Below are 14,663 nucleotides of genomic sequence, written 5' to 3'. Positions count from 1 at the left end.
CGGCGATGAAAAAAGCCCCTCTCCTCTCGGTCGAAAACCTGACCGTCTCGGTGCGCAGCTCGGCCGGCTGGACGCCGATCGTGCGCGACCTGAGCATCGAGGTCGCGCCGGGCGAAACCTTGTGCCTGGTCGGCGAGTCCGGCTGTGGCAAGAGCGTCACGGCTTTGGCCGTGATGGGGCTCTTGCCGCGCGGCGCGCGCATCGACGCCGGCCGCATCCTGCTGGATGGCCGGGACATCGCGAACCTCGACGAGCCGGCGCTGCGCGACCTGCGCGGCCGCGATATCGCGATGATCTTCCAGGAACCGATGACCTCGCTGAACCCGGTGCTGACCATCGGCGAACAGGTCGGCGAAGCCCTGATACGCCACGAAGGCCTGTCGGGACGCGCCGCGCGCCAGCGCACGTTCGACCTGTTCGAGCGGGTCCGCCTGCCCGACGCGGCGCGGCGCATCTCGGCCTATCCGCACCAGCTCTCCGGCGGCATGCGCCAGCGGGTGATGATCGCCATGGCGCTCGCCTGCAAGCCGAAACTCCTGATCGCCGACGAGCCGACCACCGCGCTCGACGTGACCATCCAGGCGCAGATCCTCGCCTTGATGGCGGAGATCCGCGCGGAGCTCGGCACCGCGATCATCTTCATCACCCACGATCTCGGCGTGGTCGCCGAGGTCGCCGACCGGGTTGCGGTGCTCTATGCCGGCAAGGTCGTCGAGGAGACCGACGTGTTCTCGCTGTTCGACAATGCGCGGCATCCCTATACGCGCGGGCTGATGCGTTCGACGCCCAGGCTGACCGCCGGCCAGGCGCGTGACGCCAGCTTCCGACTGACCGAGATTCGCGGCACCGTGCCGCCGCCGACCGACCTGCCGGAAGGCTGCGCGTTTCAGCCGCGCTGCGAGCGGGCGAGCGACCGCTGCGGGCTCGATCCGATCCTCGCCGCCGGCCTCGACGGCCGTCATGTCGCCTGCTGGCATCCCCAGGAGAATGCCCATGACGACACCCTCGGCCTGGCCTCGAGCGAGCGAGCCGCGTCATGACACCAGTGCTCTCGGTCGACGGCCTGTCCAAACATTTTGCCTTCCGGCGTGGCCTGTTCCGCGCCAAGGGGACGGTCCGGGCGGTCGACGACGTGTCGTTCTCGCTCAACCGCGGCGAAACACTCGCGATCGTCGGCGAATCCGGTTGCGGCAAGTCGACGGTCGCCCGCCTCATCCTGCGCCTGATCGCGCCGACGGCCGGCACCATCCGGCTCGACGGCGAGGACATTACCCAGGCTTCGGGCGAGCGCCTGCACCGCGCCCGGCGCAACATGCAGATGGTGTTCCAGGACCCCTTCGCCTCGCTCAATCCGCGCCTGACCGCGCGCGACATCGTCGCCGAACCGCTGATCAATTACCGCATCGCCGAAGGTGACGCGCTGGACGCCCAGGTCGCGGCGCTGTTCGAGCAGGTTGGCCTCGCCCGTTACCAGGCCGACCGCTATCCGCACGAGTTCTCCGGCGGCCAGCGCCAGCGGATCGGCATCGCGCGGGCTTTGGCGCTCGATCCGAGCCTGGTGGTCGCCGACGAACCGGTCGCAGCCCTCGATGTCTCGATCCAGGCTCAGATCCTCAATCTGATGCAGGATCTCCAGCAGGCGCGCGGCCTCGCCTATCTCTTCATCAGCCATGACCTGAGCGTGGTCGAGCATGTCAGCCGGACGGTCGCCGTGATGTATCTCGGCGCCATCGTCGAGATCGCGCCGCGCGATGCGTTCTTCCATGAGCCGCTGCATCCCTATTCGCGCGCGCTGATCGACAGCGTGACGATCACCCATCCGCGCCAGCGCGGCACCCGCCGCCTGCTGCAAGGCGAAATCCCCAGTGCCAGCGCGCTGCCGTCGGGCTGCCGGTTTCGTACCCGCTGCCCGCTTGCCGCGCCGATCTGTGCCGAGATCGCGCCGCCGCTCGAGGACAAGCGCCCCGGACATCGGGTCGCCTGCCATTTCGTGGCGCCCGAAACACCACCTGCCGCGACGGGCGGGACAGAAGAAGCATGACGAGGATCCAAGGGAGGTGGCGATGACGACGCTGAGAGGCCGATTGAAAATGGCGCTGCTGGCCGCGGCGCTTGGCATGGCGACCCCTTCCATCACCGCATTGCCGGCCATGGCGCAAACCGTCCTGAAGGTCCGCGTGTTCGGCGACCTCAAGACGATCGACCCGATCGTCAACTCGGACTACCAGGTCCGCAACCACGGCTACATGGTCTATGACACGCTGTTCGCCCAGGATGCGACTGGCCAGATCCAGCCGCAGATGGCCGAAGGCCATACGACCTCGCCCGACGGACTGACCTGGACCTTCGTGCTGCGCGAGGGACTGAAGTTCCATGACGGCGCGGCCGTGACCTCGGCCGATGTCGTCGCCTCGCTGAAGCGCTGGGGCGAGCGCGACGGCCTCGGCCAGCAGCTCATGGCGCGGACCGCCTCGCTGACCGCCACCGATCCGAAAACCATTACCCTGACCTTGAAGGACCGCTGGGGCCTGGTGCTCGACGCGCTCGGCAAACCGAGCTCGATCGTGCCCTTCGTCATGCCGGAGCGGATCGCACGCACCCCGTCGAACCAGGCGATCACCGATCCGACCGGCTCGGGCCCGTTCATGATGGTGCGGGCCGAATGGTCACCCGGCGCCAGGGTCGTCTATGCGCGATCGCCCTCCTATGTGCCACGCCCGGAGCCGGCAAGCGGCCTTGCCGGCGGCAAACGCGCCCATGTCGACCGGGTCGAGTGGCTGATCATTCCCGATGCGCAGACCGCCTTGAACGCGCTGCAGGCCGGCGAGATCGACATTTTCGAGGAACTGCCACCCGACATGGTGCAGCTCATCCGCGACAATCCGCGCGTCGTCATCGGCAAGATGTCGTCCTTGCAAGGTGTCTGGCGCTTCAATCACCTGCAGCCGCCGTTCGACAATGTGAAGATGCGCCAGGCGATCCTGCGCCTGGTCAACCAGCAGCAGACGCTCTCGGCCTATGTCGAGGACAAGAGCCTCTTCACCGTCTGCCCGTCGTTCTACATGTGCGACTCGCCCTATTTCACCAATGCCGGCTGGCCCGCCCCCGATGTCGCGGCCGCCCGCCAGCTGGTGCGCGAGAGCGGCTATGACGGCGCCCGCATCGTCGTCCTCGACGCGACCGAAACCTCGGGCAGCCCGGCCACCCAGGTGATCGCCCAGGCGATGCGCGAGATCGGCCTGAATGTCGACTATCAGGCGATGGACTGGGGCACGCTGTCGGCCCGCCGCGCCAACAAGAACCCGGTCGCGCAAGGCGGCTGGTCGGCCTTCGTCTCGGGGCCTGCCGCGCCCGACATGACCGAGCCGGTCGGCCATATGGCGCTGCGCTCCAATTGCGAGGGCGCCTGGTTCGGCTGGCCCTGCGACCCGGCGATCGAGACGCTGCGCGCCGAGTTCACCCTGGCGCCCGATCTCGCCAGCCGCCGGGCGATCGCCCAGGCGATCCAGCAGCGGGCGCTGGAAACCGTGCCCTATGTGCCGACGGGCCAGTTCTTCCTGCTGCGCGGCTACCAGAAGACCGTGACCGGGCTCCTGAGCGTCGGCATCCCGATCTACTGGAACATCGGCAAGACGCGCTGACGGCGCGCCGAGATACCGCCGGCCACAGGCGGAGCATGACCAGGACAACGGTTCAAGGGAGTGAGACATGACGACGTTGAGAGGCGGATTGAAGACGGCGCTGCTGGCCGCGGCGGTGGGCCTGCTGGCCAGCTCCATGGCGGCGCTGCCGGCGCTGGCCCAGAGCGTGCTGCGGGTGCGCCCGTTCGGCGACCTGAAGACCATCGATCCGATGGTCACCTCGGACTATATGGTCCGCAACCACGCCTACATGGTCTACGACACGCTGTTCGCCCAGGACGAGCACGGCGCGATCAAGCCGCAAATGGTCGACCGCTTCACCACCTCGGCCGATGGCCTGACCTGGACCTTCGTGCTGCGCGACGGACTGAAGTTCCATGACGGCGCGGCCGTGACCTCGGCCGATGTCGTCGCCTCGCTGAAGCGCTGGGGCGAACGCGACGGCCTCGGCCAGCAATTGCTCGCCCATACCGCCTCCCTCACCGCAACCGACCCGAAGACCATCACCCTGGTCCTGAAAGACCGCTGGGGCCTGGTGCTGGATGCGCTCGGCAAGCCGAGTTCGATGCTGCCGGTGATCATGCCGGAACGGCTCGCGCAGACGCCGTCGAACCAGCCGATCACCGACCCGACCGGCTCCGGCCCGTTCATGATGGTGCGCGCCGAATGGTCGCCCGGCGCCAAGATCGTCTATATCAGGGCGCCGACCTATGTGCCGCGCGCCGAACCGCCGAGCGGGTTGGCCGGGGCCAAGCGCGCCAATGTCGACCGGGTCGAGTGGCTGGTCATCCCCGATGCCCAGACGGCGCTCAACGCGCTGCAGGCCGGCGAGATCGACATTTTCGAAGAAATGCCGCCGGACATGCTGTCGCTGGTCAAGAACAATCCGCGGATCGCGGTCGCCAGGCTGTCGGCGCTGCAGGGCGTGATGCGCTTTAACCAGCTGCAGCCGCCGTTCAACAACCCGAAGCTGCGCCAGGCGATCCTCCGGCTGGTCGACCAGGAGCAGACGCTGCGCGCCTATGTCGACGACAAGAGCCTCTATACCAACTGCCCGTCGTTCTACATGTGCGACTCGCCCTATTTCACCAATGCCGGCTGGCGCGGCCCCGACGTGGCGGCGGCCCGCCAGATGGTCCGCGACAGCGGTTATGACGGCACCAAGATCGTGGTTCTGGATGCCACCGAGACGGCATTGAGCCCGGCCACCCAGGTGGTCGCCCAGGCGATGCGCGAGATCGGTCTGAACGTCGACTACCAGGCAATGGACTGGGGTACCTTGTCGAGCCGCCGGACCAGCAAGAACCCGGTCGGCCAGGGCGGCTGGTCGGTGTTCATGTCGGGCCCGGCATCACCCGACATGGCCGAGCCGGTCGGCCATCTGGCACTGCGCTCGAATTGCGACGCCGCCTGGTTCGGCTGGCCTTGCGACGAGGCCATCGAGAAGCTGCGCGCCGCCTTCACCATGGTGCCGGACCTGGAAGGGCGCCGGGCCATTGCCCGGCAGATCCAGGAGCGCGCGCTCGAGACCGTGCCCTATGTTCCGGTCGGCCAGTTCTGGCTGGTGCGGGCCCATCAGGCGAGCCTCACCGGGCTCATCGCTGCCGGGCTGCCGGTCTATTGGAACGTCGGCAAGCCGCGCTGAGCGGTGGCGTCGGCAAATCGACCCTCTCCGTTTGGGCTACCGGATTCACGCATCTCGACAATCCATGTCTTGGCGCGGTGTTTCTCGCTTCGTCATGGCCGTGCTTGTCACGGCCATCCACGTCCTCCGCGGTCAAGGCAATGCGTGGATGGCCGGCACAAGGCCGGCCATGACGAACAAGGACGGCGCATGCGCTATCCGTGGTTCTCGTGCGAAGCCTTGAGAGGTGGCGAATTCAGGCCCCTTTGAGAGATGTGTGAATGTCGTAGCCGTTTGGGAGAGGGTCGGTTCAGCGGTTCCCCGCTCACCCCGCGCTGTTGGCAATGTGGCGGAACATGTGGCGGCGGGCTTCGTCGTCCATCTCGGCCTTGAACACGTGCTTGGTCTTCAGGTCATTGGCGCGGGCCGCGGCCGGGCGCGCGCTGATCTCGTCGAACAGGCGCTTCAGGTTCGGGAACCTTGCCCAGGCATCGTCGCCGAGAATGAACGGCACCATGCGCGCCCAGCCCCAGGCCGCCATGTCGACGATCGTATAGCTGTCGCCGACCATGTAGCGGCGCTTGGCCAGATGGTCGTCGAGAATGCCGAAATGGCGCTCGGCCTCGTATTGATAGCGGTTCAGCGCATAGGGCACCTTCTCCGGTGCGAAATGCTTGAAGTGGACCGCCTGGCCGGAATAGGGGCCAACGCCGGTTGCCACGAACATCAGCCAGGACAACATCTCGCCGCGCAGCGCCGGCGTATTGGCGGGCAGGAACTGGCCGGTCTTTTCGGCGAGGTAAAGCAGGATGGCATTGCTGTCGAACACCACCGCGCCGTCGTCGACGATGGCGGGGACCTTGCCGTTCGGATTGATGGCGAGAAAGTCGGGATTGAACTGGTCGCCCTTGCGGGTGTCGACCGGCACCGCCTCATAGGGCAGCCCCGACTCCTCCAGGAACAACGCCACCTTGGTCGGATTGGGCGAACCGTTGAAATAGAACTTCAGCATCCCGGAGGCCTCCATGACGTGTCTCGATCACGTGTCTCGATCGGCGGCGGGACCGTTGTTCAAACGCAGCCCATGCTCGCACCGCTTGTTACGACGCAGCGGGGGATGGCGGTGATCACGGCCGCGTGATCGGACCGAGGATGCCGATGTCAGCTCATTTTGGAAAGAAGCGGTTTTCCGGCCGCGCCAGGCCGAGATTTTCTCTCAGCGTCCGGCCTTCATATTCGCGCCGGAACAGGCCGCGCCGCTGCAGTTCCGGCACGACCTTGTCGACGAAATCGTCGAGCCCTTCCGGCAGGTAGGGGAACATGACGTTGAAGCCGTCGCTGCCTTCGGTGAGGAGCCATTCCTCCATCTGGTCGGTTATGGTTTTCGGCGTGCCGACGAAGGCGAGGCCGGCAAAGCCGCCAAGCCGCTGGGCAAGTTGCCGGACATTGAGGTTGTCGCGCCGGGCGAGCTCGATCGCCCGCTCCCGGCCGCTTTTCGAGGCATTGGTTTCGGGGATCTCGGGCAGCGGGCCTTCCGGGTCGAACCGAGAGGCGTCGATGCCGAGCGCGATCGACAGCGAGGCGATGGCGCTGTCGTAATGGACCAGGCTGTCGAGCAGGTCCCGCTTGGCACGCGCCTCCTCGACCGTATCGCCGACGACGACAAAAGCGCCCGGCAGGATCTTCATGGCATCGCGCGAGCGCCCCAGGGCGGCCATGCGGCCTTTGACATCGGCATAGAAACGCTGGCCGTCGGCGAGCGTACCGCCGCCGGTGAACACCACTTCCGCGGTCTCGGCGGCGATCTGGCGGCCGGCCTCGGAGGCGCCGGCCTGGACGATGACAGGCCAGCCCTGGATCGGCCGGCCAATATTGAGCGGCCCGCGCACGGCGAGCTCCGGCCCTTTGTGATTCAGCACATGCAGCTTGTCGGGGTCGAAATAGATGCCGTTGTCGACGTCGCGGATGAAGGCATCGTCGGCCCAGCTGTCCCACAGGCCGGTGACCACGTCGTAGAACTCACGGGCGCGCTTGTAGCGCTCGCCATGTTCCATGTGCTCGTCCAGGCCGAAGTTCAGCGCCACGTCCGGATTGGCCGTGGTGACCAGGTTCCAGCCGGCGCGGCCGCCGCTGATGTGGTCGAGCGACGCGAATTTCCGGGCGATATGATAGGGCTGCTCATAGGTGGTCGAGGCGGTGGCGACCAGGCCGATATGGTCGGTGACAGCGGCGAGCGCCGGCAGCAACGTCAAGGGATCGAACGAGGTGACCGTGGCGCTGCGCTTCAGGGCCTGGATCGGCATGTTCAGCACGGCCAGGTGATCGGCCATGAAGAAGGCGTCGAAGCGGCCGCGCTCGAGCGTCTGGATGAACCGCTTCAGGTGGGCGAAGTTGAAATTGGCATCCGGATAGGCGCCGGGATAACGCCAGGCCGCCGTGTGAATGCTGACCGGACGCATGAATGCGCCGAGGCGAAGTTGACGCGCCATGGCTTGGTGACCTCGTGTCGAGAGGGGATCACGGTTCCCGGTCCGCCGGCGATGACCTCGAGGGGCTGCGGAGAGCCGTGGATTGACCTGCAAGGTGGCAAGCAAAGCCAGCCGTGGTCAAGGCCGCGGGAGTGCCGAAGGTGCCGGCGGACGCCCCGGAAAGCGGCGCTGCCAAGGGGCGCTGCCGTGGCGAAGAAAGCGGTGATCGCGGATTTCGACGATGCAGCAGCCTCATGCTACACGCATGCGACAAGAGAGAATTTATTTTCTATTTTTCACAAGAGATTGATCTTGTACGAGAACATTATTTTAGTCGGCCGCTATTTCCAGCACTTTTGAGGCCGCCATGTCCGTGATCACCCGCCGTTCCGCCGCCTCGCTGCTGCTGGCGAGCCCGTTCATCGCCGCCGCGCGCACGGCCTCGGCGCAGGTCCGCGAGCTGCGCGTCGACTATGCCACCTATAGCCCGGTGAGCCTGGTGCTGCGCGCCAAGGGGTGGCTGGAGGACGAGTTCAAGGCCGACGCCATCACCATCCGCTGGGTGTTCTCGGCCGGCTCCAACAAGGCGCTCGAATAACTCAACGCCGGCTCGCTCGACATCGGCTCGACGGCCGGCGCCGCCGCCCTGGTCGCCCGCGTCAACGGCAATCCGGTGCGCGCGGTCGGCGTGTTCTCGAAGCCGGAATGGACCGCCCTGGTGACCAGGCCGGAGAGCGGCGTGACCAAGCCGGCCGATCTCCGCGGCCGCCGGGTGGCGGTCACCCGCGGCACCGATCCGCATATCTTCCTGGTCCGCGCGATCGCTGCCGCCGGCCTGAGCGAACGCGACGTCAAGGTGGTGCCGCTGCAGCATGCCGACGGCCGGCTGGCGCTGGTGCGCGGCGATGTCGACGCCTGGGCCGGGCTCGATCCGATCATGGCCGCGGCCGAGCTGGAGAACGGCGCCAAGCTGTTCCACCGCGACGCCGAAGCCAATACCTGGGGCGTCTTGAACACGCGCGAGGCTTTCCTCGCCGCCCAGCCCCAGCTGGTCGCCCGCGTGCTGCAGGTCTATGAGCGGGCGCGGGTCTGGTCGCTCGCCAACCAGGCCGAATTGGCCGCGACGCTTGCCAAGGAGGCCAAGCTCGCCGATCCGATCATCGCCAGGCAATTGGAACGCACCGACCTGACCCATGCCAAGATCGGCCCGACCCAGGTGGCAACCATTCGTGCGGCGGGCGAGGCCTTGCAGGCGGCCGGCGTCATCCCGGCCAATGTCGACATCGCCGCTGTCAGCCGCGAGCTGGTCGACGCCACGCTCAGCCCCCGTTCGGCCTGAGGTCCGGCGTGACCTTTCGGATCGCCGAGGAGAGCATCGCAGTACGGCCGCGCCGCTTGCGGCTGACGCTGTCGGGGGCGCCGCTCGGCCTGATCCTGCCGGTCGTGCTGGCGCTTGGCTTCGAGCTCGCGGTGCGGTTCGGGCTGATCGAGGGACGGCTCCTGCCGCCGCCGTCGCGGATCGCCGCCACGCTCACCAGCCTCTACCAGTCGGGCGATCTCTGGCTGCATATCCTGACGACGCTGGCGCGTGTCGGCGCGGGGTTCGCGTTTGGTGTCGCCGCCGGCACGCTGCTCGGCGCGGCGGCCGGCGCTTCCTCGCTCATCCGCCGGCTGATCGATCCGACGCTGCAAGGCCTACGCTCGATTCCCTCGATCGCCTGGGTGCCGCTGTTCATCCTCTGGCTCGGCATTTTCGAAGCCTCGAAAGTGGCGCTGATCGCGGTCGGCGTGTTCTTCCCGGTCTATCTCGGCGTCTCCGGCGCGATCCTGGCGATCGACCGCAAGATCGTCGAGGTCGGCCGGGTGGCGCGGCTGTCCCGGCTCGGCATGGTCAGGCGCATCCTGCTGCCGGCGATCCTGCCGGCCTATGTGCTGGCGCTCAGGGCCGGCCTCGGGCTCGGCTGGATGTTCGTCGTGGCGGCCGAATTCATGGGCGCCTCCGAAGGCCTCGGTTATCTCTTGGTCGACGGCCAGCAACTCGGCAAGGCCGACCAGATCCTGGCCACCATCCTGGTCTTCGCCGTGCTCGGCAAACTGACCGATAGCGTCATCTCGGCGGTGGCCCGGCCGTTCCTGGCCTGGCAGGACATCGCCGCGGAGGCGCGCTGACATGTTGACCGTCTCCGACGTCGGCAAGACCTATCCGAACGGCACGCGCGCGCTCCACGGCATTTCGCTGAAAGTCGAGCGCGGCGAAACGGTCGCGCTGGTCGGCGGTTCGGGCTGCGGGAAGTCGACCTTGCTGCGGCTGATCGCCGGCCTCGACAGCCCGTCCGAAGGCAAGCTCACGATCGATGGCGAGACCATCAGCGGTCCCCATCCCAAGATCGGCGTGGTGTTCCAGGAGCCGCGCCTGCTGCCCTGGCTGACGGTCTCGGCCAATGCCGGCTTCATGCTGGAAGGTCATGACGTCACGACCCGTGCGGCACGGGTCGCCGAGCGGCTGGCCGCTGTCGGCCTTGCCGACAAGGCCGATGCCTGGCCACGCGAATTGTCCGGCGGCCAGGCGCAGCGGGTAGCGATCGCCCGCGGGCTGGCGCCCGACCCGGAAGTGCTGATCCTCGACGAGCCGTTCTCGGCGCTGGACGCGCTGACCAAGGCCGACCTGCAGGATCAGCTGGCGGCGCTGTGGGAGGCCGCCGGCACGGCCCGCACCACCTTGCTGATCGTCACCCACGATGTCGACGAGGCGATCGTGCTGGCCGACCGGATCATCGTCATGCAGCCGAGCCCCGGACGGCTGTTCGCCGAGATCGTCCATGACCTGCCGCGACCGCGCGAGCGCACCAGCGACGGCTTCAACGCCATCCGCCGGCAGGTGCTGGCGGCGCTCGACAGGTCACTTTCCGGCGCGCTAGATGCCCGCCGAGAGCTGCGCGCCGCCGGCGCCGGCTGAGCAGCACCGGAGACCGGATGATGGACGCCAATGCCCTGCGCGCGCTTCAGGCGCCGATCAAGGACAGATACAAGACCGATCCGGATGCAGCCGTCATCGTGCTCAAGGCGCGCGGCCGGATCGACGACCAGTCGATTGCCTGCAAGGTGGAGACCGGCCGGGCGCTGGCGACCGCCGGCCTGCATCCGGCGTCCGGCGGCACGGGCCTCGAGCTCTGCTCCGGCGACATGCTGCTGGAGGCGCTGGTCGCCTGCGCCGGCGTGACCTTGAAGGCGGTCGCGACCGCGCTCGAGATCAGCCTGGAGGATGCCACCGTCAGCGTCGAAGGCGACCTCGACTTCCGCGGCACGCTCGGCGTCGACCGCGAGGCGCCGGTCGGCTTCCGCGACATCCGCCTCACCTTCGCGGTCAGGACCGACGCGCCCGACGACAAGCTCGCCAGCCTGATGAAACTGACGGAACGCTATTGCGTGGTCTACCAGACCATCAAGGGTGGCACGCCGATCCATGCCGCGCTGGTGCGGGCGGCCTGAACCAAACCTGTCGGGGCCCCTGCCATGCGTGGGCGGACGCTGTGCCTGATGGCCCGCCGTGCCAGGCTGTGATCGACAATGGAGCCACGCCATGAACCATCGCCCGCTCGGCCGTTCCGGCCTCTCGATCGCACCGCTGATGTTCGGCGGCAATGTCTTCGGCTGGACCGCCGAGGAGGCGACCTCGTTCGGCCTGCTCGACGCCTTCGTCGCCGAGGGTTTCAATGCCATCGACACGGCCGACGTCTATTCGGCCTGGGCGCCCGGCCATGCCGGCGGTGAATCGGAAACCGTCATCGGCAACTGGCTGAAGCGGCGCGGCCGGCGCGACGACGTGGTGATCGCCACCAAGGTCGGCATGTGGGCGAAATACCCGGACCTGAAGGCTGCGACCATCGCGGTAGCCGTCGAGGAATCGCTGAAGCGGCTCCAGACCGACTATATCGACCTCTACCAGTCGCATAAGGACGACGCGGCGACGCCGCAGGACGAGGGGCTGGAAGCCTATTCGCGGCTGATCAAGGCCGGCAAGGTGCGCGCCATCGGCGCCTCCAATTTCAGCGCCGCCAGGCTCGCCTCGGCGCTCGATGTCGCCGGCGCCAGGGACCTGCCGCGCTACGTGTCAGTCCAGCCCGCCTATAACCTCTACAACCGCGCCGAATTCGAAGGCGATCTCGCCAAGGTGGTGAGCCAAGGCGGGCTCGGCGTCATCAGCTATTTCGCCTTGGCCGCCGGCTTCCTGACCGGCAAATACCGCACGGAGGCGGACCTGGCGAAAAGCCCGCGCGGCGCCGGCGTGAAGAATTATCTCGACGAGCGTGGCTTCCGCATTCTGGCTGCCCTCGATGCGGTTTCGGCCGAGCTCGGCGCGACCCAGGCGCAGGTCGCCCTGGCCTGGCTGATCGGCAGGCCCGGCGTCACCGCGCCGATCGTCAGCGCAACCAGCCTCACGCAATTGACCGAGATCCTGAAGGCCGCCCGGCTGGTGCTGCCGGCCGATGCGGTCGCCAAGCTGGATGCGGCGAGTGCGTGAGAGGGCGTGAGCACCCCTCCCTCACAACACCTTGCCCAGGAACTCCCGCGTGCGCGGGTCGCGCGGGGCCGAGAACAATTCCGCCGGCGCGGCGTGCTCGACGATCACGCCGCGGTCGGTGAAATAGACCTGGTCGGCGAGGTCCCGGGCGAAGTTCATTTCATGGGTCACCAGGAGGCAGGTCATGCCGTCCTCGGCGAGCTCGCGAATGGTCAGCAGCACCTCCTTGACCGTTTCCGGATCGAGTGCCGCGGTCACCTCGTCGAACAGCATCACCTCGGGCTGCATGCAGAGCGAGCGGGCAATCGCGACCCGTTGCTGCTGGCCGCCGGACAGTTCGCCGGGATAGGCATCGGCCTTGTCGGTGAGCCGGACCTTGGCGAGCAGGGCGCGCGCCCTGTCCTCGACGACGCGCCGGTCCTGCTTCAGGACCTGGACCGGCGCCATCATGACGTTCTGCAGGGCGGTGCGGTGCGGGAACAGATTATATTGCTGGAACACCATGCCGACACGCTGGCGCAGCGCGATCCTGTCGAGCTTCGGATCGGTCACGTCGGTGACGCCGACCAGGATGGTGCCGGCCTCGATCGGCACCAGCGCGTTGATGCAGCGCAGCAGCGTCGACTTGCCGGAACCCGAGGGTCCGATGATGCAGATCACCTCGCCCCTGGCGACATCCAGGCTGACGCCCTTCAGCACTTCGAGCGCGCCGAAGCGCTTGTGAACATTGCGGATCGAGACGAGGGCTTGGGGCACGGTCATCGGCTCAGATCTTCACCTGGTAGCGTTGTTCCAGAACCCGGGTGGCGCGTGCGATCGGGTAGCAATAGGCGAAGAACCACAAAAGCAGATAGCCGTAGAAGGGGATCAGCAGGTCGCCGCGCCGCTCGGCATTGAGCGCGCCGCGGGTCAGCGCCATGGCCTCCTCGACGCCGACCACCGAGGTCAGCGGCGTCGCCACGATGACGATGGCATAGAGATTCATCCAGGGCGGCAGCATGCGCTTGACGCATTGCGGCAGAATGATCGAGCGCAGCGTCGCCCAGCGCCGGTAGCCGAGCGATTCGGCGGCCTCCCACTGGCCCTTGGGCAGGGACTGGACCGCGCCGCGGACGATCTCGGAGACATTGGCCATCACCGGCAGGATCAGGCCAATGGTGGCGCGCAGCCAGTTCGGCACGTCATGGACCTGGCCGAACAGGGTGACCCGGAACGGCAGGACATAGATGCAGTAGAACAGCAGCACCAGCCAGGGCGCGTTGCGGAAGAACTGGGTCAGCACCCAGGACCCGGCGCGCACCGGCGGCAGCAGCGAGATCTGGGCCAGGCCCAGGAACAGGCCGAACAGGCTGCCGATGCCCATGGCGATCAGGCTGATAGCAATGTTCAGCGCGAAACCGCGGCCGATCAGCGGCGTCCATTTCCACATGGCCGCCAGCACGCTCTCCTGCCCGCCGGCCAGTGCCTGGGCCTCGGCGACGCCGCACCAGAGGAGCAGGAGAGCAACCAGCGCCAGGCCGAAACGCCAGTCGAGATCGAGGCGGGGCAAGCCCATGGCGCGGTCGGTCTCGGCCCGCACCCTGAGCCTTTCGGCGGCGGGCAGCAGAACCGGCAGGTCGGTCTTGTCGGGCAAGGCGCGCATGGCGATCAATTCCCGTAACCGGGCATGCGCATGGCCTTCTCCCAGCGATGCATCAGCCAGACCAGCAGGCTGACCAGCGCGATATAGATGAACAGGAGCAGGTTCATCATTTCCGGCACGTTCAGCGTGTCGGACCAGATCTGGTTGGCGACATAGAGCATTTCCGGCACGCCGATGGCGTAGGCCAGCGTCGTCGTCTTGATCAGGTTGACCAGGTTGTTGTTGAGCGCCGGCAGGCAGACCCGGAAGGCCAGCGGCAAGACGATGTGGATATAGGCCTTGAGCCGGGAATAACCGAGCGCCTCGGCGGCCTCGACGGTCGCCTTGGGGATCGCCTCGACACCGGAGCGGAAGATCTCGACATTGAAGGCGCCGGCGAAAAAGGACAGCGACACCAGCGCCCAGGTGAAGTTCGAAATGAGCGGCACTTCCATGCCGATGTCGTCGCGCATGGTCGGCGTGACCGCGCCCAGCGCGAAATAGAAGAAATACATCTGGACCAGCGGCGGCGTGTTGCGGAACAGCGCGATATAGCCGTTGACCAGCCAGGCCAGCGGCCGGAACGCCGCCTTCTGGACGAAGGCGCCGATGACACCGATGACCAGGCTGCCGGCAACCGACAGCACGGAGAGCTGCACGGTGGTCAGGAAGGCGCTCCAGAAGCGCGCGCGGTCGAACGGGTCGTAGAAGATCGTGAAGTTGAGGCCCCTGGTGTCCTTCAGATTGCGGAAAAACTCGGCGACGAGATCAAGCATCGAGGATCGGG

General features: G+C 67.1%; 13 protein-coding genes and 1 pseudogene. 9 read left to right on the top strand and 5 right to left on the bottom strand.

Annotated elements, in window-relative coordinates; translation table 11 throughout:
- Nucleotides 1-5: 5 nt before the first annotated feature.
- The 4 genes from E8M01_RS17765 to E8M01_RS17750 all read left to right on the top strand — a co-directional run bounded on the left by E8M01_RS17765 (nucleotide 6) and on the right by E8M01_RS17750 (nucleotide 5,286).
- Nucleotides 6-1,040 carry an ABC transporter ATP-binding protein gene (locus E8M01_RS17765; protein ID WP_136961342.1) on the top strand — a complete coding sequence of 345 codons (1,035 nt, stop codon included), beginning with the start codon at nucleotides 6-8 and terminating at the stop codon, nucleotides 1,038-1,040.
- The gene (locus E8M01_RS17760) at nucleotides 1,037-2,041 is read left to right on the top strand and encodes an ABC transporter ATP-binding protein (RefSeq protein WP_136961341.1); all 1,005 of its coding nucleotides are present in this window, start codon (nucleotides 1,037-1,039) and stop codon (nucleotides 2,039-2,041) included. The genes E8M01_RS17765 and E8M01_RS17760 overlap by 4 nt, the downstream gene beginning before the upstream one ends.
- A 22-nt stretch (nucleotides 2,042-2,063) precedes the next feature.
- Nucleotides 2,064-3,641, top strand: coding sequence for an ABC transporter substrate-binding protein (locus E8M01_RS17755; RefSeq protein ID WP_246088340.1), 1,578 nt, complete (start codon nucleotides 2,064-2,066; stop codon nucleotides 3,639-3,641).
- A 67-nt stretch (nucleotides 3,642-3,708) separates the two neighbouring features.
- Nucleotides 3,709-5,286, top strand: a complete 1,578-nt coding sequence (locus E8M01_RS17750) for an ABC transporter substrate-binding protein (RefSeq protein ID WP_136961340.1) — start codon at nucleotides 3,709-3,711, stop codon at nucleotides 5,284-5,286.
- A gap of 304 nt (nucleotides 5,287-5,590) precedes the next feature.
- On the opposite strand, the gene E8M01_RS17745 is transcribed toward E8M01_RS17750, so the two are convergent.
- Entirely contained in the window at nucleotides 5,591-6,277 is a 687-nt protein-coding gene (locus E8M01_RS17745) for a glutathione S-transferase family protein (RefSeq protein WP_136961339.1), read from the bottom strand.
- 154 nt (nucleotides 6,278-6,431) lie between these two features.
- Entirely contained in the window at nucleotides 6,432-7,754 is a 1,323-nt protein-coding gene (locus E8M01_RS17740; protein ID WP_136961338.1) for an LLM class flavin-dependent oxidoreductase, read from the bottom strand.
- A 346-nt stretch (nucleotides 7,755-8,100) separates the two neighbouring features.
- On the opposite strand from E8M01_RS17740, the pseudogene E8M01_RS17735 reads away from it, so the two are divergent.
- From E8M01_RS17735 to E8M01_RS17715, 5 genes and pseudogenes are all read left to right on the top strand, one after another.
- Nucleotides 8,101-9,072, top strand: a pseudogene (locus tag E8M01_RS17735) (aliphatic sulfonate ABC transporter substrate-binding protein).
- Between the two features lie 35 nt (nucleotides 9,073-9,107).
- Entirely contained in the window at nucleotides 9,108-9,902 is a 795-nt protein-coding gene (locus E8M01_RS17730) for an ABC transporter permease (protein ID WP_246088827.1), read from the top strand.
- A 1-nt stretch (nucleotide 9,903) separates the two neighbouring features.
- Complete coding sequence (locus tag E8M01_RS17725) at nucleotides 9,904-10,689, top strand: ABC transporter ATP-binding protein (protein ID WP_136961336.1); 786 nt, start codon at nucleotides 9,904-9,906, stop codon at nucleotides 10,687-10,689.
- Nucleotides 10,690-10,709: 20 nt separating this feature from the next.
- A complete protein-coding gene (locus tag E8M01_RS17720; protein ID WP_136961335.1) occupies nucleotides 10,710-11,222 on the top strand; it encodes an OsmC family protein in 513 nt (170 codons plus the stop codon).
- 91 nt (nucleotides 11,223-11,313) lie between these two features.
- Complete coding sequence (locus tag E8M01_RS17715) at nucleotides 11,314-12,255, top strand: aldo/keto reductase (protein ID WP_136961334.1); 942 nt, start codon at nucleotides 11,314-11,316, stop codon at nucleotides 12,253-12,255.
- A gap of 21 nt (nucleotides 12,256-12,276) precedes the next feature.
- Here the strand turns inward: E8M01_RS17715 and E8M01_RS17710 are convergent, their stop codons facing one another.
- The 3 genes from E8M01_RS17710 to E8M01_RS17700 are packed head-to-tail and all read right to left on the bottom strand — an operon-like array spanning nucleotide 12,277 to nucleotide 14,652.
- Nucleotides 12,277-13,017 carry an amino acid ABC transporter ATP-binding protein gene (locus E8M01_RS17710; RefSeq protein ID WP_136961333.1) on the bottom strand — a complete coding sequence of 247 codons (741 nt, stop codon included), beginning with the start codon at nucleotides 13,015-13,017 and terminating at the stop codon, nucleotides 12,277-12,279.
- Nucleotides 13,018-13,021: 4 nt separating this feature from the next.
- Nucleotides 13,022-13,897, bottom strand: coding sequence for an amino acid ABC transporter permease (locus tag E8M01_RS17705; protein WP_136961332.1), 876 nt, complete (start codon nucleotides 13,895-13,897; stop codon nucleotides 13,022-13,024).
- 5 nt (nucleotides 13,898-13,902) lie between these two features.
- On the bottom strand, nucleotides 13,903-14,652 hold the full coding sequence (locus E8M01_RS17700; RefSeq protein ID WP_136961331.1) for an amino acid ABC transporter permease: 750 nt from the start codon (nucleotides 14,650-14,652) through the stop codon (nucleotides 13,903-13,905).
- Nucleotides 14,653-14,663 lie beyond the last annotated feature (11 nt).

This window comes from Phreatobacter stygius (assembly GCF_005144885.1).
Classification (GTDB): Bacteria; Pseudomonadota; Alphaproteobacteria; order Rhizobiales; family Phreatobacteraceae; genus Phreatobacter; species Phreatobacter stygius.
The sequence above is the reverse complement of the archived record's forward strand: the minus strand, read 5'-3'. Positions and strand labels throughout refer to the sequence as shown.